Raw genomic sequence first — 22,464 nt, forward strand, 5'->3', positions numbered from 1 at the left:
GCATTTTGCGTGGTTTACTGCGGTGATAGTTGATGATGATAACAGTCGTTGCGGGGGACACGGAAGGTAAACAAATCAAAACAGGGGTTTTAGAAAGGATAGTAAACAAAATCACTAAAAGTAATCATTTTGCTACTTCTAAAGAGGGAGAAACCTTTACCCCCGCCCCGTCAGACGGAGGCGGAAGGTAAAGCCGGGGGATTATCTTAACTTTGAGAGTCTGCCAGGAACTCATGATCGTCATCCGCTACCGGACGGGGACCATAGGCACTGAGAGAATATGGATCATTCCCTTGCTCAACGGCATTGAAAATCGCCATTGCCAGTTCATTTTCACAACGGGCATTTTTGTACAACACATACTGCGTATCCGGCAAACGTGGTAAACCATCCTGTTCACCCAAAACACGCAACTCCGGGCTCATCATTTCGATAGGACGGGCTGTCACGCCCAGTCCCGCACGCACGGCCGCACGAATTGCCGATAATGTCGAGGCGACATAAGCAATACGCCACGGGATCCCTGCCTGACTCAGATGCTCTATTGCCATCATCCGGTACGGACTTGGCTCATCAAGCACCACCAGCGGAACACTATCGCCGGAAGGATACGCAAAATCAGCTGAGCAGTACCAGAGTGTGGGCGATGTACGCAGAACGATGTGCGGGTGATCGGTATTCGTCATCGTCGTGATGGCCAAATCCACTTCTTCACTTTCGAGCATCGACAACATGAAAGGACTGCGTTTAACGCGGACATCAATAGACAACTTCGGATATACGGATGTCACACGACTGAGCAGGAAGGGTAAAATGGTGTCAGCCGTATCATCTGACGCGCCAATCGTTATCCCACCCTGAACATTGCTATACATCAAAGATGTGCAGGCTTCATCATTAAAACGAAGGATTTTGCGTGCGTAACCCAACAACTGAATACCGTGTTCAGTTAATAATTTATTGCGTCCATGTCTGGCAAACAGTTCTTTTCCAACGAGTTGTTCTAGACGTTGCATTTGCTGGCTTACCGCCGACTGAGTACGACACACCGCAGCAGCAGCCGCAGCGAACGTATTTAAATCAGCAACAGCTACAAATGTCCTCAACAGATCAAGATCGAGATTGAGGATTGGACGATTTGCAATTGTCATAGTTTTTCTTCACTTTATAGAATCTAATAACAAGCTACCCTGATGGTGCGTCAAAGTACCCGCAAAAAGCAGAATACCAGATATGTCGGATACTCACTCATTTGATAACCTAAATTGAGAAATATTTGTGCATGCAAGTTTTCAACATTGTGGGCATTCGGTCATTAAACCTGTGCATAATAATTCCCCACAAAGGCTAAATGATTAGATTTACTTATTTAATATAGCCTGTTGCCGCCAACCGTTCCATATCCCTTGCAATACCGCCTGCTGCTAACATAAAGCCGACATTCGGCAATATTATCATGCGCAAACATAAGCCAAATTAACCGATAAAAGTGACTACTGGAAATATAATTCAATAAATTCATTAAGTCACATGAATAATCATTTTAAGCCCCAAGGCTTATCTTTAAGTAACATTAAGATTTTTCTTGTTTCATCAAATTTAGTTTACACTGACCTGCTGAAATATATGCAGCAAAAGCATTTACATAATCAAAGGAAATACGTTTGAGACTTTACTTAGAACATGATCATTCATCCAGCATTCACTATTAATGATTAGATAAATAAAACTAATTCTTGCTAAGGTTTTTTAGCGGAAAAACAAAGCTTCCTGAATTTTTTTCAGAATTTGTCGAGCTTTGGTAAGATTTCGTGATGTTCTGTGCCTAAAGGCAATGAAATGGTCGGTCAGGGGACGCGCGCAGGGCAGCAAAAACAGTGAATTTATTGTACAAAAAACCCACAATCACAACATATAAAATCGTTATATCTCTATAAATTAGCACAATTAACCATTAAGACTCAGGTGCTATACGGTAATACCCCACCACAGACCGCTTTAATACTGTTTTTCACCAAAACGGTGCACAGCCCTTCTCATGCCCTTTGCGGGAGAGTAAATTGACCCCTTCGCACTGTTCTACGGTCGCTCGGCACCAGGGAAGAACAGGCTTTACTGCAAAAGGCTCTCACTTACATGTCCCCGATTGAAAAATCCCGCAAACTGGACAACGTCTGTTATGACATTCGCGGCCCGGTGCTCAAAGAAGCAAAACGTCTTGAAGAAGAAGGTAATAAAGTCCTCAAGCTGAACATCGGCAACCCCGCGCCATTCGGTTTTGATGCGCCTGATGAAATCCTGGTCGATGTCATCCGCAATCTGCCAACCGCGCAAGGTTATTGTGATTCGAAAGGCCTGTTTTCTGCACGTAAAGCGATCATGCAGCATTATCAGGCGCGCGATATGCGTGACATCACGGTTGAAGATATCTATATCGGCAACGGTGTTTCAGAGCTGATTGTTCAGTCCATGCAGGCACTGCTTAATACCGGTGATGAAATGTTAGTCCCTGCGCCCGACTACCCGTTGTGGACAGCAGCCGTTTCGTTATCAGGCGGTAATGCTGTGCATTATCTGTGTGATGAAGGGGCGGACTGGTTCCCTGACATTGCCGATATTCGTGACAAAATCACACCGCGTACCCGTGGCATTGTGATTATCAACCCGAATAACCCGACCGGCGCCGTATACAGTAAAGAATTACTGATGCAGATTGTGGACATCGCCCGGGAACATAATCTGATTATTTTTGCCGACGAAATTTACGACAAGATCCTGTATGACGAAGCCCGGCACATCTCCATCGCCTCCCTGGCACCGGATTTACTGACGGTCACCTTTAACGGTCTGTCAAAAACCTACCGCGTAGCCGGTTTCCGTCAGGGCTGGATGGTTCTGAACGGACCGAAGAAACATGCGAAAGGTTATATTGAAGGTCTGGAAATGTTGGCCTCGATGCGCCTTTGCGCCAATGTGCCGATGCAACATGCCATTCAGACTGCACTGGGCGGCTATCAGAGCATCAGCGAGTTTATTCAGCCGGGCGGACGCCTGGTCGAACAACGCGATCGTGCATGGGAACTGATCAATGAAATTCCAGGCGTTTCCTGCGTGAAACCAAAGGGCGCCCTGTATATGTTCCCGCGCATTGACGCCAAACGTTTCAACATCCATGACGATCAGAAAATGGTGCTCGACTTACTGTTACAGCAAAAGGTATTGCTGGTTCAGGGTTCTGCGTTCAACTGGCCGTATCCGGATCATGTACGTATCGTGACGCTGCCACGTGTGGATGAGTTGGAAATGGCTGTCAATAAACTGGGACGTTTCCTCGAAACCTATCGCCAGTGATGAAATCAGGGCGCTGACGACAGCGCCCTTTCGCCTTTCCTTTCAATTTCCGCATTTGCATAACGGTTTCGCACTGCTCACAATAGTCATTCATTCACCGCAGTAATCGAGAGTGTTATGAATCAGAGCCATTTTTTCGCCCACCTTTCCCGCCTTAAACTGATCAGCCGCTGGCCGCTGATGCGCAATGTCCGTACTGAAAACGTGTCGGAGCACAGTCTGCAAGTCGCTTTCGTCGCCCATGCTTTAGCCGTGATCAAGAACCGTAAATTCAATGGCAATCTGAGTGCGGAACGCGTTGCTCTGCTCGCCATGTACCACGATGCCAGCGAAGTGCTTACCGGCGATATGCCGACGCCAATCAAGTATTACAATCCGCAGATTGCCCATGAGTACAAAAAGATTGAGAAAATTGCCCAGCAAAAACTGATTGAAATGCTGCCGAAGGAATTACAGGAGGATTTCCGCCCGCTGATTGACGAACATTATTATACGGAAGAAGAAAAACTGACCGTAAAACAGGCTGATGCGCTGTGCGCCTATCTGAAATGTCTGGAGGAATTATCGGCAGGCAATAACGAATTCACCCTGGCGAAAGCCCGTCTGGAGAAAACGCTGGCAGACAGAAAAAGCCCGGAAATGGATTACTTTATGGAAGTCTTCATTCCGAGTTTCAGCCTCTCGCTGGACGAAATCAGTCTCGATTCGCCGCTCTGAACCTGCGATCAGAACGGGAATAAGACAGGTACCAGAAATATGCTGACGACCATCACCAGCAAAGTGAACGGTACACCGATGCGGAGAAAGTCGCCAAACTGATAGTTGCCCGGCACCATAACCAGCGTATTTACCGGTGACGATACCGGTGTCATAAAAGCGGCAGAAGCCGCAATAGCAATAATCATGGTGAACGGATACGGTGATACCCCCATCTGGTGTGCCGCCGCAATAGCAATCGGCGCCATCAGGACAGCCGTTGCAGTATTAGAAATAAACAGCCCGATGCTTGCACAGAGAATGAATAAGCTCAGCAACATTACATACGGGCCATAGCCGCCGCTTATCTCCATTAATCCCTTCACAATCAGTGCCACACCGCCGGTTTTCTGCAGAGCCAGCGCAAAGGGCATCATCCCGACGATCAGCAGCAAACTTGGCCAGTGAATGGCTTTATAAGCACTTTCCATCGTGATGCAACGGAATTTACCCATCAGAATACAGGCAATAATGGCGGCGATAGCGTTAGGCACATCATCGGTGAGCATCAGCGCCACCATCAGCGCCAGACAAAACAGCGCATGGGGTGCCTGGCTCAGAGCGGGCGCGACTTCATCCACTTCAGCGGGAAGATTAAGTACAATGAAATCATGCATTTGTTGCTGAAGCTGGCGGATCAGTTTCCAGTCGCCAATCACCAGCAGCATATCGCCCAGCTGCAATTCCTCATCCACCAGTTTTCCCTCCAGTGCTTCACCCTGGCGGCGGATGCCCACAACATTTAAGCCATAGGTGGAGCGGAATGCCACATCACGCAGCGTTTTGCCGAGCAGTTCGGAATCGGGAATTAATGACACTTCGGCCATCCCGACATCCCGCGATTGCTCAGAAAAATACTCACCACGTAGCACCATAGGCTCGAGCATTTCGTCAGTGCAAAATTGTCTGATGGAGATGTCAGGATCCGACATATCGAGCAGTAACACATCGCGGGCAAACAGTTCCGTATTCCCCGTCGCGCTGACCATCACACGGCGAAATTTACGCCAGCGTTCAATGCCTACGACGTTCGCGCCGTAACGGGAACGCAGATGCACATCATCAAGTGTACGCCCGACCAAAGGCGAACCGGGGCGAATAGTGACGCGACGCGCACGGCCGGTCAGATGATAATCACGGATCAAATCCCGGAAAGTTCGCCGCTTCCAGTGTTGCTGACCTCGTGCCGCATCTTCTGATGACAGCCAGCGACGGGCAATCAGCATATATCCGATACCCATTATCAGTACCACCAGTCCCACCGGGGTGACGCCGAAGAAACCAAAACCGTCGAATCCCTCACGCAACAATTCACTGTTGACTACCATATTCGGCGGCGTAGCGACTAATGTCATCATACCGCTGATAAGCCCGGCGAAACTCAGCGGCATCATCAGTCGTGCGGGAGAGGTTTTCATGCGCGCCGAGACGCTCATCACCACAGGAATGAAGATCGCGACCACGCCGGTTGAACTCATAAAAGCGCCCAGACCTGCGACGGTAAGCATCAGCAAAACCAGCATCCGCGTTTCACTGTTGCCCGCCACTTTCATCAGCCAGTCACCGACCTGATACGCCACACCGGTTCTCACCAGCCCGTGGCCGACCACAAACAGCGCCGCGATCAAAATAACGTTCGGATCACTGAATCCGGCCAGTGCTTCATTGATAGTCAGCGTGCCGCTGAGCACAAAAGCAATAATGACCAGTAAAGCAACAATATCCATTCGCAGCGTATTGCGTGCAAACAGCACCATCGCAATAGCCAGCAACGTGACGACCCAAAGCAATTCACCGGTCAAAACACACTCCATTTGCGTTGAGATTGAGAGGCAGGAACGGGTACCAGAATGGCATAAAAAAACCCCGCACAGGCGGGGTTTATATCAATTTAAACAGGGAAATTGTGTTTTTTCTGACCTTAACGCAGACTGACTTTCACACCTTCGCCGGTACGGCTGATCAGCAGAACTTCCAATGTCGTCAGGTCGAAATCGACATTTTCAATCCCGGGCGTATCGTCCGGTGCGTTTACAGCAATGACTTTGCAGCCCGCGACCAGCCCGGCCATCACACCGGCGGCGGCATCTTCAACCACCACGCAATCTTCCGGTGCCAGACCCAAACGTTCTGCTCCCAGCAAATAGGCGTCAGGCTGTGGTTTGCCATGTTTGACCTGTTCAGCGGTGATAAACACTTCAGGCTCAGGCAAATGCGCCGCTTTATGGCGCGCGCTGGCGACAGGCAAGGAACCGGATGTCACAATTGCCCAGGGAATATTCTGCCGGTTGAGTTCACTTAACAGCAAATGGGCACCGGGAAGCGCGGCTACCCCCTCGGTGTCCGTGGCTTCAATCTGTTCCAGCTTCAGAAACTCTTTTTGAATCGCTTCTTCACTTTCACCCGCCATAAAATGACGCAAAGAAGTGATCGCCTGCTTGCCATGAATAAACGCCAGTACCTCCTGGGGGCTGATGCCCCGGCTAAGCGCCCAGTTCACCCAGGCACGCTCAACTGCAGGTAATGAATCAACTAACGTTCCATCAAGGTCGAACAAAAAACCCTTACAAAGCACAGGCGACTCCTTTAAGTATTGACATCAGGCATTGATAATTTGCGCGATCTCTACCGCACTCAGATGATACTGACGCGGGCACGACTGCCAGACCGCCAGCATACGCTGGTATTTATCCCACATTTTGGTCTGCGAGTTAAACCCGTGAGTGCCTGCATCAAAATCGGTGTAACGTCCTTCGGTGTTCACCATAAAGCGAACATAGCTTAAATAGCGGGATTCCGTTGCGGCATCAAAACCCAGAAAATCAATACGGCGGCGATCCAAATCTTGCGTATCTTTCAAATGGGTCCAGGACACCTGCATCGCATGATGCATTTCCATAATATTAATCACTGTGCGACAGGTTTCCTCCGGCAATTCGCCGAAATCTCTGTCCAGCTCGCGCATTTGCAAACCAAAACCCCGTTCTACAACGGTTTGTAACCGGCGATAGCGTTCCGCATTATCGGGATCCAGCATGGTCATCATTTTGTATTGATTGGACAAAATCAGGCGTTGAGCGTTCGTCATTTCCATCGTGAAAATCCTCATGTCTGCATAATGCGCAAAGCATGGCATAGCGCAAAGTTCTGCGAAATCGCAAGCACACCATTCTTTGATTTGAGTCGGGATCTCACCTGAAATAATCACCGGGGAGATTTCCCCGGCGAGATACGACTTATGAAAGATTGTCATTGATGACAGGCGCAGCAATCGGAGAAAACAGGCTTACAGATCGTCTAAGAAGGTTTTGTCCAGCTGTTTGAACGCGCGCTTAAGGACATCAGCCAGTGACTGGTACGTCGGCGTACCTTCAATCGGTGCCAGTGCCAGTCCGGATTCAGCGAGCTTGTTGCGTACATCATGGAACCAGCCGAGTAATCCCGGCGGCAGCGGCGTCAGAGAACGGCGACCCAGCCACCATAATCCTTGCATCGGCAGGCTGCAGGCAAAAATCGCCGTGGCGACGGCCAGACCGAGTTGTCCACCTAAAGCGATTTGCCACGTCAGGGTAAAGACCGCTACCGGCGGCATGATGCGCACGGCGAAACGCGTAGCCGTAGAAATCCGGTTCTCGGGAAACATCGGAGCCAGGCGCTTATCTGACGGCCATGTCTTCATATAGTGCTGCCCGCGCTGGAATACCTGGAACCAGCCTACGGAGCCTGTTGGCTTACTCGTCATCATTGCACCTCAACTTCGCGTATAAAATTTAAAAAATAGTTGTAAAACACAAACTGGAGTTTACCACGATAAAATATATTTTGTTTTTGCTGGCACCTGTCGGTATTCTATCGCAGCCTCGCAACCCTCTCAGGTAACGGGATCAATATAAAGTTGGGGTGAAAGCGGTGAATTGCAATCTTTCATCCCCATAATAAGCATAGTGCCTCGGTCTGAGAGGATTTGTAATTAGTTATTGTATTTTTTGTTAGTGTTTTTACTGATTAGTAACATCCTGAAGACGTGTAAACCGAAATATACAGTGCTGTTTACTGATTTATTTCTGTTATCCGGACGCTTAAAAAAACCAAAGCCCGGCGATTCTTCAGCTTTTTCATCGTCATGTCCGTTTTGGCTCTCTGGCATGATGTTAATCATAATTGTCGCCGCCATTATGCGCTACGCTTGATGTCAGACTGACGATTTATTAACCACGTGTATTGTTTTTTTAAACAGCACCAACAATAAATAGGTACTTCCATGTCGAGTAAGCTTGTACTGGTTCTTAACTGTGGTAGTTCTTCCCTCAAGTTTGCCATCATTGATGCTGCAAACGGCGAAGAGCACATTTCAGGTTTAGCCGAATGTTTCCATCTGCCAGAAGCGCGCATTAAATGGAAAATGGACGGTGGCAAAGAAGAAGCCGCTTTGGGTGCGGGTGCCGCACACAGTGAAGCGTTGAAATTCATCGTTAATAACATTCTGAGCAAAAAACCTGAGCTGTCCGCAGAACTGGTTGCGATCGGCCACCGCATCGTTCATGGCGGCGAAAAGCTGACCAAATCAATGCTGATCAACGACGCGGTTATTGAGGGTATCAAAGAATCTATTCCGTTTGCGCCGCTGCATAATCCGGCTCACCTGATCGGTATCGATGAAGCCCTGAAATCATTCCCTAAACTGGCTGATAAAAACGTTGCCGTTTTCGACACGGCTTTCCATCAGACAATGCCAGAAGAATCCTACCTCTACGCACTGCCGTACAGCCTGTATAAAGATCATCACGTCCGTCGTTATGGCGCACACGGCACCAGTCACTTTTACGTGACACAGGAAGCCGCAAAAATGTTGAACAAACCCGTGGAAGAAGTGAACCTGATCACTTGCCACCTGGGTAACGGCGGTTCTGTCAGTGCAATCCGTAACGGTCAATGTGTTGATACCTCCATGGGCCTGACCCCGCTGGAAGGTCTGGTGATGGGTACCCGCAGCGGTGACATCGACCCGGCCATCATCTTCCATCTGCACGATTCACTGGGCATGAGCGTTGATCAAATCAACAAAATGTTGACCAAAGAATCAGGTCTGCTGGGCCTGACTGAAGTCACCAGTGACTGCCGTTATGTTGAAGATAACTACACCACCAAAGCAGATGCTAAACGTGCCATGGATGTCTTCTGCCACCGCCTGGCGAAATACATCGGTGCGTATACCTCATTGATGGAAGGCCGTCTGGATGCCGTCGTTTTCACCGGTGGTATCGGTGAAAACGCTGCAATGGTTCGCGAACTGTCGCTGGCTAAACTGGGTCTGCTGGGCTTTGAAGTGGATCACGAACGTAACCTGGCTGCGCGTTTTGGCAAATCCGGGGCGATCAACAAAGAAGGCACCCGTGCCGCTCTGGTTATTCCAACCAACGAAGAGCTGGTGATTGCACAAGACGCCGCGCGTCTGACTGCATAATTCGATTCAAGACTGCCCGCGTAATGCGGGCAATTTTTCACTTATAGGCAAACGCCGCCCGTTTGGACGCACCGCGCAGGATAATCATCGCGCTTATGCTGATCATTATCCTCTCTGTACAAACCTGCGAAGGTCCCTGCCTGGCAACCGTTAAAGAGGTTTAGCCGTGTCCCGTACAATTATGTTGATCCCTACAGGCACCAGCGTCGGTCTGACCAGCGTCAGCCTGGGCGTGATCCGTGCCATGGAACAAAAAGGCGTCAGCCTGAGTATCTTCAAGCCTATCGCCCAACCGCGTACTGGCGGAGATGCTCCTGACCAAACCACCACCATTATTCGTGCTAACTCCAGCGTGACCGCTGCAGAACCGCTGAAAATGAGCCATGTGGAAACCTTGCTGAGCTCAAACCAGCAAGACGTACTGATGGAAGAAATCATCGCGCGTTATCATGAAAATACCAAAGATGCGGAAGTGGTGCTGGTTGAAGGCTTAGTGCCTACCCGTAAACACCAGTTCGCCAATGCGCTGAACTATGAAATTGCCAAAACCCTGAATGCAGAAATCGTCTTTGTGCTGGCGCTGGGCAATGATTCTCCTGCACAGTTGAAAGAACGTATCGAACTGGCCCGTTCCAGCTTCGGTGGCAGCAAGAACAAAAATATCACCGGCGTAATCATTAACAAACTGAATGCGCCGGTTGACGATCAGGGTCGTACACGTCCTGACCTGTCCGAAATCTTTGATGATTCCACCAAAGCCAGCGTGGCGAATATCGACCCGACCCAGTTGTTCGCTAACAGCCCGCTACCGGTTCTTGGCTGCATTCCCTGGAGCTTCGAGCTGATTGCCACCCGCGCAATCGACATGGCTAAGCATCTGAACGCACGTATTATCAACGAAGGCGATGTGAAAACCCGCCGCGTGAAATCCGTAACATTCTGTGCACGCAGCATTCCGCATATGCTGGAGCATTTCCGTCCGGGCTCTCTGCTGGTGACCTCTGCTGATCGTCCTGACGTGTTGGTTTCAGCCTGTCTGGCCGCCATGAACGGCGTGGAAATTGGCGCTATCCTGCTGACCGGTGGTTATGAAATCGACGAACGCATCAACAGCCTGTGTGAACGTGCCTTCCAGACCGGCCTGCCTGTCTTTATGGTAGAAACCAACACCTGGCAGACCTCCCTGAGCCTGCAGAGCTTTAATCTGGAAGTACCTGCAGATGACCATCAGCGTGTAGAGAAACTGCAACAGTACGTGGCGTCTCACATTAACGCTGACTGGATCAACTCCCTGAGCGCACATTCCGAACGTTCACGCCGTCTGTCACCGCCGGCATTCCGCTATCAGCTGACCGAACTGGCCCGTAAAGCCGGTAAACGTATTGTTCTGCCGGAAGGCGACGAACCACGTACCGTAAAAGCGGCAGCGCTGTGTGCTGAACGTGGTATCGCTGAATGCGTACTGTTGGGTAATCCTGACGAAATCAAACGCGTTGCAGCAGCTCAGGGCGTGACGCTGGGTAAAGGCATCGAAATCGTTGATCCGGTGGCTGTCCGTGAAGAATATGTAGCCCGTCTGGTTGAACTGCGCAAAAACAAAGGCATGACCGAAGTGGTTGCACGTGAACAACTCGAAGACAACGTGGTTCTGGGCACTCTGATGCTGGAACAAGGTAACGTTGACGGTCTGGTTTCCGGTGCGGTTCACACCACAGCAAACACCATCCGCCCGCCGTTGCAGCTGATCAAAACCGCACCGGGTAGCTCGCTGGTTTCCTCTGTATTCTTCATGCTGCTGCCTGACCAGGTTCTGGTTTACGGCGACTGCGCGATCAACCCGGATCCTACCGCTGAACAGCTGTCTGAAATCGCAATCCAGTCTGCGGATTCTGCTGCGGCGTTCGGTATCGAACCACGCGTTGCGATGATCTCCTACTCAACCGGTAATTCCGGCGCAGGTAGCGATGTTGAAAAAGTGCGTGAAGCGACCCGTCTGGCACAGGAAAAACGCCCGGATTTGATCATCGATGGCCCGCTGCAATATGACGCCGCTATCATGGCTGACGTTGCTCAGTCCAAAGCGCCAAACTCGCCGGTTGCGGGTAAAGCGACCGTGTTCATCTTCCCTGACCTGAATACCGGTAACACCACGTACAAAGCGGTACAGCGTTCTGCGGATCTGGTCTCAATCGGACCGATGTTGCAGGGTATGCGTAAACCGGTCAATGACCTGTCACGTGGCGCACTGGTAGACGATATCGTCTACACCGTTGCACTGACAGCGATTCAGTCTGCTCAGGCAGAAGCGGCTGTTCCGGCTAAATAAGTCAGAACTTCTGAAGGTAAGACGCCGGACTTAATATCCGGCGTTTTTTTTGGGTCGCATTTCTTTCGATAAAAATTCAGAGCAATGTTTTCGCGGCTTCCAGAATATGCTCAGCCGTCAGGCCATATTCCTGCTGTAAAAACTCCTGCGTGCCCACCTGACCGTAACGTTCCTTCACGCCGACACGGCGCATCGGCACCGGCTGATTTTCTACCAGTACTTCCGCCACCGCAGATCCCAGCCCGTTGTGAATACTGTGGTTTTCGCAGGTCACTATTTTGCCGGTTTTCGCGGCGTATTGAATGATGATGTCTTTATCAATCGGCTTGAGGGTGAACATGTCAATGACCGCCGCACTCACGCCTTCGCGCCCGAGCATTTCTGCCGCTTTCAGTGCTTCAGCGACCATAATGCCGTTGGCAATCAGCGTCACGTCTTTGCCATCGCGCAGCACATTGGCTTTGCCGATGGTGAATGTCGAACCTTCCTGATAAACCTGCGTGGCCTGTTTACGGATGGTGCGCACCCAGTAAAAGCCTTTCAAATCCATCAGTTGCAACAGGATATCGCGGAACATTACGGCGTCGGTAACTTCCATCACCACCGAACTCGCCAGCCCGCGCACGATACCCATATCCTCAAACGACATATGCGTACCACCGTTATGGCAGGCGCTGACGCCCGCATCGGACGCAATAATCTTCACATTATTTTTCTGATAATCCAGTGACATAAACAGCTGATCAAAGCAGCGGCGACTGGCGAATGCGGTAAAAGTATGCACAAAAGGCACGCGACCAGTCAGGGATAAGCCCGCCGCCACACCGATCACGTTGGCTTCCATGATGCCGCAGTTAATCACATGATCAGGGTGATCTTTATGCACGCCGTCCATCGCCATCGAGCTCATCAGGTCGGCTTCCAGCGCGATAACCGGCGTGTTCTCTACGATCTTTTGACGCACGGTATTGGCGTAAACTTTACGCATTTCCACCGCGTCTTTTTGTAATTCCAGAGAGACTTCAAACATGGGTGGCCTCCAGCTCAGCGATAGCATTTTCGATTTCCAGTTTCACATCCGGCGTTAGACGCAGATGGTGCGAGTTCGCCAGTTGTTCGAGATACTTCACGCCCTGCCCTTTGATGCTGTCGAGTATCACCACCAGCGGACGTTGCTCAGCATGACGAACCGGTGTGACCGCCTCACTTATCGCTGCAATGTCATCGCCTTTAATGGTCTGCACATCAAAGCCAAATGCACTGAATTTTCCGGCCAGATCAAACGGCTTGATGACTTCATCCAGCGTGCCGTCGAGTTGCTGTTTGTTGTAATCAATGAACAGCGTCAGATTGTGCAGGTTGTGGTGTGCAATAAACTGGAAGGCTTCCCAGCACTGTCCTTCGTTGAGTTCGCCGTCGCCAAGAATGCAGAATACACGGTTGCTGCGACCGGCCAGCTTATGCGAAAGCGCCATGCCCGCCGCAATGGACACGCCTTGTCCCAGCGAGCCGGTGGTCGCATCCACGCCCGTGGTGCGCAGCCGGTCCGGATGGCTCGGCAGACGGGTTCCGTTCTGGTTGAGTGTGTGTAATTCGCTGACCGGGAAATAACCTTTCAGTGCCAGCGTGGCATACAGCGCCGGCCCCGCATGGCCTTTTGACAGCACGAAATAATCACGATCTTGCCAGTCTGGTTTTTCCGGATCGATGCGCATCACATCGCCATACAACACGGCCAGCGTCTCCACCACGGACATGCTGCCGCCATAATGCCCGAATCCCAGACCGGTCAGCATTTTCAGCGTCTCGATGCGGATATGGCGGGCAAGATCACGAACCTTCTGGACATCTTTCATCTTCATGGGTCCTTATTTTAATGAATGCTTATCCTGACCTGTTATTTCTAACAGGCAGGACAGTGTTTCCCGGATGGAGTTAAAAACGCAGTGATGCAGGCTATTACTTCTCAGTGGCTTCTTTCTCAGCCACCGGTTTTTTACCGAGATAGTTCCAGGCAACCAGTACCGCGAAGATTCCGACAATCAGCGCCATGATGCCTTCCTTCGACATGAAGCGGGCCAGGTTACCCAGCAGAATGCCAATAACGCCGAAATCCGCATCAGAGAAGGTTGCATTGGCAAAGCCCAGCGCGCCGAGTACCGGTAACAACAGAACCGGCAGGAAGGTAATCAGCACGCCGTTGGCAAATGCACCGACCATCGCCCCGCGACGCCCGCCGGTGGCATTACCAAACACGCCCGCCGTTGCACCGGTGAAGAAGTGCGGCACTACACCGGGCAGGATCAGCACCAGATGCATCTGCCCTAACAGGAACAGCCCCACCAGCCCCCCGAGGAAGCTGAACAGGAAGCCAATCAGCACCGCATTCGGCGCGTACGGATACACCACCGGGCAATCCAGCGCCGGGCGGGCATTAGGCACCAGTTTCTCGGAGAAGCCGACGAATGCCGGAACGATTTCAGCCAGGATCAGACGCACCCCTTGCAGAATGATGAACACGCCCGCCGCGAAAGTAATTGCCATAATAATGGCGTACACCAGATAGTTCTGACCTGCGCTGTAAGTGGCTTCAACAAAGACCTGCCCCGCAAACACCGCCATAATCAGATAAATGATAATCATGGTAAGCGAGATAGAAATGGAGCTGTCCCGCAGGAAGCTGAGGTTTTTCGGCAAATTCATTTCTTCCGTAGAACGTGAACCTTTACCGACCTTGCTGCCTATCCAGCCCGATAAGACATAACCGATAGTGCCGAAATGACCGAATGCGACGTCATCGCTACCGGTAATTTTGCGCATATAGCGTTGCGCCAGCGCCGGGAAGAACGCCATGATAAGCCCGAGCGTCAGGGAGCCGGTGAACACCAGTGAAACGCCTTCGAAACCGGCCACTGTCAGAATAACGCTGATCATACAGGCCATATAAAACGTATGGTGACCGGTCAGAAACACATATTTAAGACGGGTGAAACGGGCCACGATCAGGTTTGCCACCATACCAAACGCCATAATTAACGCTGTCGGTGCACCGAATTTCTCCAGCGCAATGGAAACAATCGCTTCGTTATTAGGAATAATACCCTGGATATTAAAGGCATGTTCAAACATGCCGCCTAAAGGATTTAATGAACCGACTAATACTGTGGCACCACCGCCTAAGACTAAAAAGCCCAGTATTGTTTTAACCGTGCCTTTCACCACATCAGAAAAGTTTTTCTTTTGCGCTACCAGACCGATTAATGCGATGAGCCCCACCAGTATAGAAGGCACTTTTAATATATCGACCACAAACTTGAGCGTTTCCTGGATAAACATATCCACCTCGTTTGTCTATTTGTTTTATTTGTAGGGTTATTCCGTGCCGGTCAGGACACCGGATGCTTTTCAAAGTGAGCCATCAGTTTTGTTTCAAGTTCATTAATATCAATGATGTTAGTGATCACCACCAGCTGGTTTTCAGGAATACTGGCGCTGGCAGCGATGTCCTTTGCCATCACAAACAGATCGGCCTCGCCCGGAATGGCTGAGGACAAATCGGAGTGCTGAACATCTGCCTGAATATTAAGTTTTTTCAGAACCTTCTTGATGTTCATTTCAACCATAAAACTGCTGCCTAAACCGGAGCCACAAATCGCCATGATTTTCATTTTTTCACCTGTTCTTTATCTGTTTTTTAAAAGTTTACATTGCGTAGGATCACAGTTCAGTTGCACATATTCATGCCCCTGAATTTCAGGATTTCTTTAGGCTTGAACCCCATGCCCTTCTGATATAAAGGCAGACTAATAGCGGGATATAATGTCCTGAATTTCTCTGATCGTTTTTGCCTGATGTATTTTCTGCATATCTTCTTCACTGGAAAATAATTCCGCCAGTTCAGAAATCAGTTCAACATGACTGTGTTTATCAGCAGCCGATAACATCACCACCGTATAGACCGGGTCGTTATCCTCTGAATTAAACACCACGCCGTGTGGCAGTGTCAGTAACGAGAGTCCCAACCCGTTCGCCCCTTCTTCTGGTCTGGCATGCGGCATGGCAATACCCGGTGCCAGAACAAAATACGGCCCCAGCTTTTCCCGTTGAGCGAAAATTGCCGTCAGGTAATCCGGGGTTATGGTCCCTTCTTTCAGCAGGGGTTGTGCACTGACCTCCACCGCCTGCCGCCAGTCCGTGATATCCGTTCTGATCTGAATTCGTTCAGATGTCAGCCAATCATTTAACATAGTCAGGCTCCGTATTTTTTTAAGATGGCCGGTCAAATTTCCCCCAGACCGCACCAACGATCCTGACTCTACTTCAGCGATAGCGTTAACATCTGTGACACACATCTCAAAGATAGCGCTACCAAACTTCTATCATTGAGAACTGTGATAGCGCTATCAAAAATAATCGCGCGGCGGTACCACCGTCCCGTGGATCACATAAATAACGGTATACTTTGTCTGGAAATTGCCGATAATTTACCGAATTCTGCCGTGGTTCCCGTTTTGCCGGTCCTGCTGCGGCCCGCTTTTTTCGCTATACCCATGGGTATACATTGTGCGCAAGATGCGCAGTTAAGGTCAGGATCGTGAATGTCCATTAACAAGAAGAGACGCAGTACCGGAAGAGTGACGCTGGCCGATGTTGCGCAGCTGGCAGGCGTGGGCAGTATGACCGTCTCCCGTGCACTGCGAACACCTGAACAGGTCTCCGACAAGCTGCGGGAGAAGATCGAAGAGGCCGTGAGCCAGCTCGGATACCTGCCCAATCAGGCCGCCAGTTCGCTGGCTTCTGCTTCATCAAATACCATTGCGATGATTGTACCGAGCCTTTCCGAAGCGGGCTGCGCCGAGATGTTTGCCGGGTTACAGAAAGTGCTGCAACCGGCGGGTTATCAGATCATGCTGGCGGAATCTCAGCATCGTATTGAGCGGGAAGAAAAACTGCTGGAAACGCTGCTTTCCTATAATCTGGCGGCGGCGATTTTGCTGTCCGTTGAGCATTCGGCCAACGTACGGCAATGGCTGGATAACCTGACCATACCGGTGCTGGAAATCGGCGCGCTGACCGATTCGCCGATCGACATGAATATCGGCATTGATTATGTCGAGGCGATGTTTCAGCTAACCCGGACGGTGATCGCCAGGGGGTATCAGAATATCGGCATGTTGTGTGCTAATCAGGAGCAGTGGATTTTCCAGCAACACCTTCAGGGTTGGCGCAAGGCCATGTTAAAAGCGCACATGTCTCCGCACCGGGTGATAAACGCCGCTGAGCCAGCCAGCTTCTCCACCGGCGCTCAGCAATTGCCGGAATTTCTGCTCGCCTGGCCGGAAATTGACGCGCTGGTGTGTGTTTCCGACGATCTCGCCTGTGGCGCATTGTATGAATGTCAGCGCAGACGCATCAAAGTGCCGGACGATCTTGCCGTGGTCGGCTTTGGCAACGCCGATGTCAGTAAAGTATGCCAGCCACCGCTGACCACCATTGCCATACCGCATAAAGAAATCGGGATACGGGCTGCCCAGGCGCTACTGGCGAGGATTAATGACGAGGAGTGGGAAGAAGTGATGATCGCTTCGTCGTTGTGCAAGCGGGAGAGTTGCTAAAGAAAACGGGCGATATGAGCTCGCCCGTAAGTGTGTCTCAGATAGCGTCTTTTGGTAACGACACCACGGCATCGTTTTTAGGGTCTTCAGAGACAGACGCGTCAGCCACAGGAGCGGCGGCTTCACGGGTCAGAGGCTTACCGTGTTCTTTTTCATTGTTGCGCGTCATCCACAGAGAAAGTGCTTTCAGCGAGTCTGGCGTAAATTCATCACAGCGCGCGGTAATTTCTTCCGGTGTCATCCAGCGCACGGCATCAATTTCTTCTTCCTGCAGGGCAAACGGACCGTGGGATACACAACTGAACAGTGCACCCCATACGCGGCATTTGTTCTCTTCTTCAAAGTAGAACTGACCGTGCTCTGCAAACGGCACACCGGCGATGCCCAGTTCTTCCTCGGCTTCACGGCGGGCAGAATCAAGAATATTTTCACCGCTTTGCACCACACCACCGGCCGTTGCATCAAGCCAGCCCGGATAGAAGTCTTTGGTTTCAGTCCGACGCTGAACCAAAATATTCCCCATTCCATCATGAACCACAATATAGCTGGCACGGTGACGCAGGACCTGAGCACGCATTTGTTGTCGGCTGGCCTGGGCAATGACCTCGTTGTCTTCGTTGACGATATCCACCCACTCATCCGTACTGATGTTTTGCTCTTGTTCTGACATCCGCTGGAACCTTCTCTTTTAAGCGCTGATCTGTGCGCAATAAGTCTGTGCGCTGTGATTTTGCAACACGTCGATAATGTGCTGAGATTCTATCTGGGTCTGCTGGTTAGCTTCAATAGCTATGGATGCGTTGATGCAACCTAAAAGCTATGTTACCCCGCAAAGTTCGCCATCAGACAAGTCTGACATAGACTTCTAAACATCTACATTATGATAACCTAATAAACCGGATAAGAAGTTTGTGATTACCCGTTCCCTATTGGCGTATCCCGTCCCCGCCAGTCGCGACAGTGATTAAAACAACGCAGGAGGCAATATGATCGATCTTTATTACGCTCCCACACCGAATGGCCATAAAATTTCTCTTTTTCTTGAAGAGAGTGGCCTGCAATACCGGCTCCATCGCGTTGATATCAGCGCCGGAGAACAGTTCAAACCTGAATTTCTGGCCATTTCGCCAAACAACAAAATCCCGGCGATTGTTGACAGTCAGCCCGTTGACGGCGGCGCACCGATCGGTATTTTTGAGTCTGGCGCAATTTTGCAATATCTGGCAGAAAAAACCGGAAAATTTCTCAGCAAAGAGTTGCGCGAGCGGACTGCGACACTGGAATGGCTCACCTGGCAGGTAGCCAGCTTTGGTCCGATGCTGGGTCAGAACCACCATTTTACGCACTACGCGCCGCAACCGGTCCCTTATGCCATTGAGCGTTATTTACAGGAAACTCAGCGTCTGTATGGTGTGCTGAACCGCCAGTTAGAGAAAAACGCGTATATCGCCGGGGAGAATTACAGTATCGCCGACATAGCCACTTATCCGTGGGTAGCGGCTCATGAACGTCAGCGAATTGATCTCGCACAATACCCGGCCGTGCGCAATTGGTTCGAAAGGGTTAAAAGCCGCCCGGCGACACAAAAAGCCTACGCGCTGGCGCAGGTTCCGTAAGCCCCTTCAGTTTGCCGGCAGTATTGTGAATGTCTCAAAATAAAAAACCCTTAATTGTGCTCCATATCGCGCGTTAATAGCGATGACTCATCTATGATTAAAGGCAGTTCATCCGCGTATTCAGACAGTTAAGGATCACGATATGAAGATCTTGATTACCGGCGCCACCGGCCTCATCGGAAGGAAACTCACCGAACGGCTGCTTGCGCAATCTCATCAGATCACCGCCCTGAGCCGTGCACCTGAACGCGCGGCGAAGTTACTCGACACTCAGGTTTCCGTCTGGGAAACGCTGCAAGGAAAAACCTCACTCGATGGTTTCGATGCCGTAATTAATCTTGCCGGTGAACCGATTGCCGACAAACGCTGGACCAAAGAGCATAAAGCATTGCTTTGTGAAAGCCGCTGGAAACTGACCGAACAACTGGCAACGCTGATTAATGCCAGTGAAAAGCCGCCTTCTGTGTTTATCTCCGGCTCAGCGGTCGGATATTACGGCGATCAGGGTCAGGCGCTCGTGCCGGAAGACGAGCCACCTAATAAGCAGTTTACCTGGCAGTTATGTGCCCGCTGGGAAGCACTGGCGATGTCAGCACAAAGCCCGGCAACGCGTGTTTGTTTGCTGCGTACCGGCATCGTCCTGGCTGAAAAAGGCGGTGCGCTGGCAAAAATAGTTCTGCCCTACCGTGCCGGTCTCGGTGGCCCGCTCGGTGATGGTCAGCAATACATGCCCTGGATCCACATCAGCGACATGATTGACGCGATTATTTTCCTGCTGGAACACGAAACACTTTCCGGCCCGTTCAATATGGTGTCGCCGTACCCGGCACGTAACGAGCAATTCAGCGCTCTGCTTGGCGAAGTATTGCACCGTCCGGCATTTATGCGGGCACCCGCGCCGGTAATAAGGTTACTGATGGGGGAATCAGCCGTGCTGGTACTCGGCGGACAGCGTGCCGTCCCGCGCAGGCTGGAAGCCGCAGGGTTTATATTTAAGCATCAGGAGCTGAAAGAGGCGCTGGAGGATTTGCTCGGGTGACGGGTCTTGCAGCCCTTCACCCTGCCGTACCAGACTGGGGATGTTTCGGTTTCTCAATAACTGAGATTACTTAACTTTCTGCGCCGAAACCGCCCAAAGGAGGAAAGTGCTTTTCCTCCTTTGGATTCCTCCTCGCTTTTTCAACAAGCGATAACGCTCGCTAGCTATGTTTCAGGTATCACTGCGACAGGCTGGAAATCTTGCCGCTGCGCGGTGCCTTCATTTCGGGATTGCAGCCTTGGGTCTGCAACCTCTCATTCAGCAAGCTTTCTGAAACGCCCGTGCGATCTTAAATTCAAAGGCAGATTGTTTTTTTATCTTTTAGAAATGTTGATTGGCGTGCTCAAAAATGGCACCGAATGAACGGTTCGAGACCTAAGGCTCGAAGCCTGAAATGAGGGAATCGCGGAGCGATGACATTTTGCGCCACACTCAGAACGACCAGAACATGTCCTTCGTTCCAGCGACAGCGCGCAGTGAAAAAGCGAGGGGAGTGCAGAGGGGAAAAGCCTTTCCCCTCTGCTCGGTTTCGGCAAAATATCTCGTATGAGAACTGCTATTGAGAAACCGAAACTTTCACAGTTTCAATTTTCATCCGTTCTAATCCCGCTCAGGATTTACTCCTTAATATCAGCCTGATAAAACACATGTTTCCCAAACGGATCCACTTCATAGCCGGTCACTTCTTTACGTACCGGTTCGAAAATGGTCGAGTGAGCAATCATTACCGCCGGTGCCTGATCGTGCATCATTTGCTGGGCCTGCTCGTAAAGCGCTACACGTTTTGCATGATCGGTCGTTTCTTTGGCTTCGGTGATCAGCTTATCAAACGGCGCATAACACCATTTGGCTGAGTTTGAACCGCCCTTCGCGGCATTACAGGTAAACAGCGGGCCGAAGAAGTTATCCGGATCGCCGTTCGCCGTCGTCCAGCCCATCAGCGCCGCCATGTGTTCACCGTTACGGATACGGGTCTGATACTCGCCCCATTCGTAACTGACGATATGCGCCTTCACGCCGATTTTGGCCCAGTCAGCCTGGATCATTTCCGCCATACGCCGGGCGTTCGGGTTATACGGACGCTGAACCGGCATCGCCCACAAATCGATATCAAAACCATTCGGCATACCCGCTTCGGCCAGCAGGGCTTTGGCTTTCTCCGGTGAATAATCGTAGTCCACCAGTTTGTCGTTATAGCTCCATACACCGGTCGGCAGCAGTGTTTTCGCCACGGTTCCCGTACCATGGAATACGGCTTCTATGATTTGCGGTTTGTTGATCGCCATGGTCAGCGCCTGACGCACTTTCACATTATCCAGCGGGGGTTTCTGAGTGTTGAAGGACAGGAAACCGGTGTTCAGGCCAGCCTTACTCATCAGATTGATGTCTTTATTGGCACGCATACGCTCCAGATCAGCCGGATTCGGGAATGGCATCACCTGACATTCATTCTTCTCGAGTTTGGCCAGACGCATTGAGGCATCAGGCGTAATGGTATACACCAGACGGTCAATTTTGGATTTACCCTGCCAGTAGTCCGGGAAAGCTTTGTACAGCAGACGCGTGTCTTTCTGGTATTGCACCAGTTCAAACGGCCCGGTACCAATCGGCTCCTGATCGACTTTTTCCGGCGTGCCGGCTTTGAGCATCTGATCGGCATATTCCGCCGAGAGGATGGAAGCAAAATACCATGCCAGATCGGCCACGAACGGCGCTTCAGGGCGCGTCAGGTTGAAGCGCACGGTGTAATCATCCACCTTATCAATACTGCCGATCAGGTCACCCATTTTCAGGCTGTCGAAGTTAAGGTAAGTACCGCCGGAAATTTTATGATAAGGATTATTTTCGTCTTTCTGGCGCATGAACGAGAAGATCACGTCGTCAGCGTTGAAATCACGGGTCGGTTTGAACAGCTTGCTGCTCTGAAATTTCACGCCCTTGCGCAGGTGGAAGGTATAGGTTTTACCGTCCGCACTGACCTCCCAGCTTTCTGCCAGACCCGGCACCAGTTCAGTGGTACCGATTTTGAAATCCACCAGACGGTTATAAATTGGCGCGGCGCTGGCATCCACAGAGGTGCCCGACGTATAAAGCTGCGGGTTGAATTGCTCAGGCGAACCTTCGGAACAGTAAACCAGCGTTTTAGCACAAACGCCGCCAGTGAGAGTTAACGCCAGTAAGCCTGTGCTTATTTTTAAGATGTTGTGTTTCATTCTTTTCCCTATTTTCCCTGTCCGGAGAGTGTTTAGATCTTCTTCATCGTGGAACCTAAAGCAAAAACAGATTAACATCTGGAT

The 22,464-nt window shown here is 50.7% G+C and carries 19 protein-coding genes; 7 read left to right on the forward strand and 12 right to left on the reverse strand.

The window, feature by feature from the left end; genetic code table 11:
• Nucleotides 1–206 precede the first annotated feature (206 nt).
• The gene (gene lrhA, locus ACOZIO_RS07090; protein ID WP_129952334.1) at nt 207–1,151 is read right to left on the reverse strand and encodes a transcriptional regulator LrhA; all 945 of its coding nucleotides are present in this window, start codon (nt 1,149–1,151) and stop codon (nt 207–209) included.
• Nucleotides 1,152–2,136: 985 nt separating this feature from the next.
• On the opposite strand from lrhA, the gene ACOZIO_RS07095 reads away from it, so the two are divergent.
• Nucleotides 2,137–3,351 carry a pyridoxal phosphate-dependent aminotransferase gene (locus tag ACOZIO_RS07095; protein WP_129952333.1) on the forward strand — a complete coding sequence of 405 codons (1,215 nt, stop codon included), beginning with the start codon at nt 2,137–2,139 and terminating at the stop codon, nt 3,349–3,351.
• Nucleotides 3,352–3,468: 117 nt separating this feature from the next.
• Complete coding sequence (gene yfbR, locus ACOZIO_RS07100; RefSeq protein ID WP_129952332.1) at nt 3,469–4,068, forward strand: 5'-deoxynucleotidase; 600 nt, start codon at nt 3,469–3,471, stop codon at nt 4,066–4,068.
• An 8-nt stretch (nt 4,069–4,076) separates the two neighbouring features.
• Here yfbR and ACOZIO_RS07105 read toward each other — a convergent pair whose 3' ends face one another.
• The 4 genes from ACOZIO_RS07105 to yfbV form a co-directional block, all read right to left on the reverse strand.
• On the reverse strand, nt 4,077–5,909 hold the full coding sequence (locus ACOZIO_RS07105) for an SLC13 family permease (RefSeq protein ID WP_129952331.1): 1,833 nt from the start codon (nt 5,907–5,909) through the stop codon (nt 4,077–4,079).
• A gap of 119 nt (nt 5,910–6,028) precedes the next feature.
• Nucleotides 6,029–6,682 (reverse strand): sugar phosphatase, encoded by a 654-nt coding sequence (locus ACOZIO_RS07110; protein ID WP_421595126.1) that lies wholly within the window; start codon nt 6,680–6,682, stop codon nt 6,029–6,031.
• 24 nt (nt 6,683–6,706) lie between these two features.
• The gene (locus tag ACOZIO_RS07115; RefSeq protein WP_129952329.1) at nt 6,707–7,201 is read right to left on the reverse strand and encodes a YfbU family protein; all 495 of its coding nucleotides are present in this window, start codon (nt 7,199–7,201) and stop codon (nt 6,707–6,709) included.
• Between the two features lie 192 nt (nt 7,202–7,393).
• On the reverse strand, nt 7,394–7,849 hold the full coding sequence (gene yfbV / locus ACOZIO_RS07120) for a terminus macrodomain insulation protein YfbV (RefSeq protein ID WP_129952328.1): 456 nt from the start codon (nt 7,847–7,849) through the stop codon (nt 7,394–7,396).
• Nucleotides 7,850–8,368: 519 nt separating this feature from the next.
• On the opposite strand from yfbV, the gene ackA reads away from it, so the two are divergent.
• Complete coding sequence (ackA, locus tag ACOZIO_RS07125) at nt 8,369–9,571, forward strand: acetate kinase (RefSeq protein ID WP_129952326.1); 1,203 nt, start codon at nt 8,369–8,371, stop codon at nt 9,569–9,571.
• Between the two features lie 181 nt (nt 9,572–9,752).
• Nucleotides 9,753–11,897, forward strand: a complete 2,145-nt coding sequence (pta, locus tag ACOZIO_RS07130; RefSeq protein WP_205951578.1) for a phosphate acetyltransferase — start codon at nt 9,753–9,755, stop codon at nt 11,895–11,897.
• 76 nt (nt 11,898–11,973) lie between these two features.
• Here the strand turns inward: pta and ACOZIO_RS07135 are convergent, their stop codons facing one another.
• From ACOZIO_RS07135 to ACOZIO_RS07155, 5 genes are all read right to left on the reverse strand, one after another.
• Complete coding sequence (locus tag ACOZIO_RS07135; RefSeq protein ID WP_217156824.1) at nt 11,974–12,927, reverse strand: transketolase family protein; 954 nt, start codon at nt 12,925–12,927, stop codon at nt 11,974–11,976.
• Nucleotides 12,920–13,753: a transketolase gene (locus ACOZIO_RS07140; protein WP_129991761.1), complete on the reverse strand. Its 834-nt coding sequence runs from the start codon at nt 13,751–13,753 to the stop codon at nt 12,920–12,922. The genes ACOZIO_RS07135 and ACOZIO_RS07140 overlap by 8 nt, the downstream gene beginning before the upstream one ends.
• A 103-nt stretch (nt 13,754–13,856) precedes the next feature.
• Entirely contained in the window at nt 13,857–15,233 is a 1,377-nt protein-coding gene (locus ACOZIO_RS07145; protein WP_129952322.1) for a PTS ascorbate transporter subunit IIC, read from the reverse strand.
• Between the two features lie 50 nt (nt 15,234–15,283).
• Nucleotides 15,284–15,565, reverse strand: a complete 282-nt coding sequence (locus ACOZIO_RS07150) for a PTS sugar transporter subunit IIB (RefSeq protein WP_129952321.1) — start codon at nt 15,563–15,565, stop codon at nt 15,284–15,286.
• A gap of 135 nt (nt 15,566–15,700) precedes the next feature.
• Entirely contained in the window at nt 15,701–16,144 is a 444-nt protein-coding gene (locus tag ACOZIO_RS07155) for a PTS sugar transporter subunit IIA (RefSeq protein WP_129952320.1), read from the reverse strand.
• 351 nt (nt 16,145–16,495) lie between these two features.
• Here ACOZIO_RS07155 and ACOZIO_RS07160 point away from each other — a divergent pair, with 351 nt between their 5' ends.
• The gene (locus ACOZIO_RS07160) at nt 16,496–17,512 is read left to right on the forward strand and encodes a LacI family DNA-binding transcriptional regulator (RefSeq protein ID WP_129952319.1); all 1,017 of its coding nucleotides are present in this window, start codon (nt 16,496–16,498) and stop codon (nt 17,510–17,512) included.
• 37 nt (nt 17,513–17,549) lie between these two features.
• On the opposite strand, the gene yfcD is transcribed toward ACOZIO_RS07160, so the two are convergent.
• Complete coding sequence (gene yfcD, locus ACOZIO_RS07165; RefSeq protein ID WP_217156826.1) at nt 17,550–18,182, reverse strand: NUDIX hydrolase YfcD; 633 nt, start codon at nt 18,180–18,182, stop codon at nt 17,550–17,552.
• A 316-nt stretch (nt 18,183–18,498) separates the two neighbouring features.
• Between yfcD and yfcG the strand changes: the two genes are divergently transcribed.
• Both yfcG and ACOZIO_RS07175 read left to right on the forward strand, forming a co-directional pair.
• Entirely contained in the window at nt 18,499–19,128 is a 630-nt protein-coding gene (yfcG, locus tag ACOZIO_RS07170) for a GSH-dependent disulfide bond oxidoreductase (protein WP_129952317.1), read from the forward strand.
• A 142-nt stretch (nt 19,129–19,270) separates the two neighbouring features.
• Nucleotides 19,271–20,167 (forward strand): TIGR01777 family oxidoreductase, encoded by an 897-nt coding sequence (locus ACOZIO_RS07175; protein WP_421595127.1) that lies wholly within the window; start codon nt 19,271–19,273, stop codon nt 20,165–20,167.
• Between the two features lie 617 nt (nt 20,168–20,784).
• Here ACOZIO_RS07175 and ACOZIO_RS07180 read toward each other — a convergent pair.
• Nucleotides 20,785–22,380: an ABC transporter substrate-binding protein gene (locus ACOZIO_RS07180; RefSeq protein WP_421595128.1), complete on the reverse strand. Its 1,596-nt coding sequence runs from the start codon at nt 22,378–22,380 to the stop codon at nt 20,785–20,787.
• Between the last annotated feature and the right edge of the window lie 84 nt (nt 22,381–22,464).

Source organism: Rahnella sp. PD4, assembly GCF_049199325.1.
GTDB lineage: Bacteria > Pseudomonadota > Gammaproteobacteria > Enterobacterales > Enterobacteriaceae > Rahnella > Rahnella perminowiae.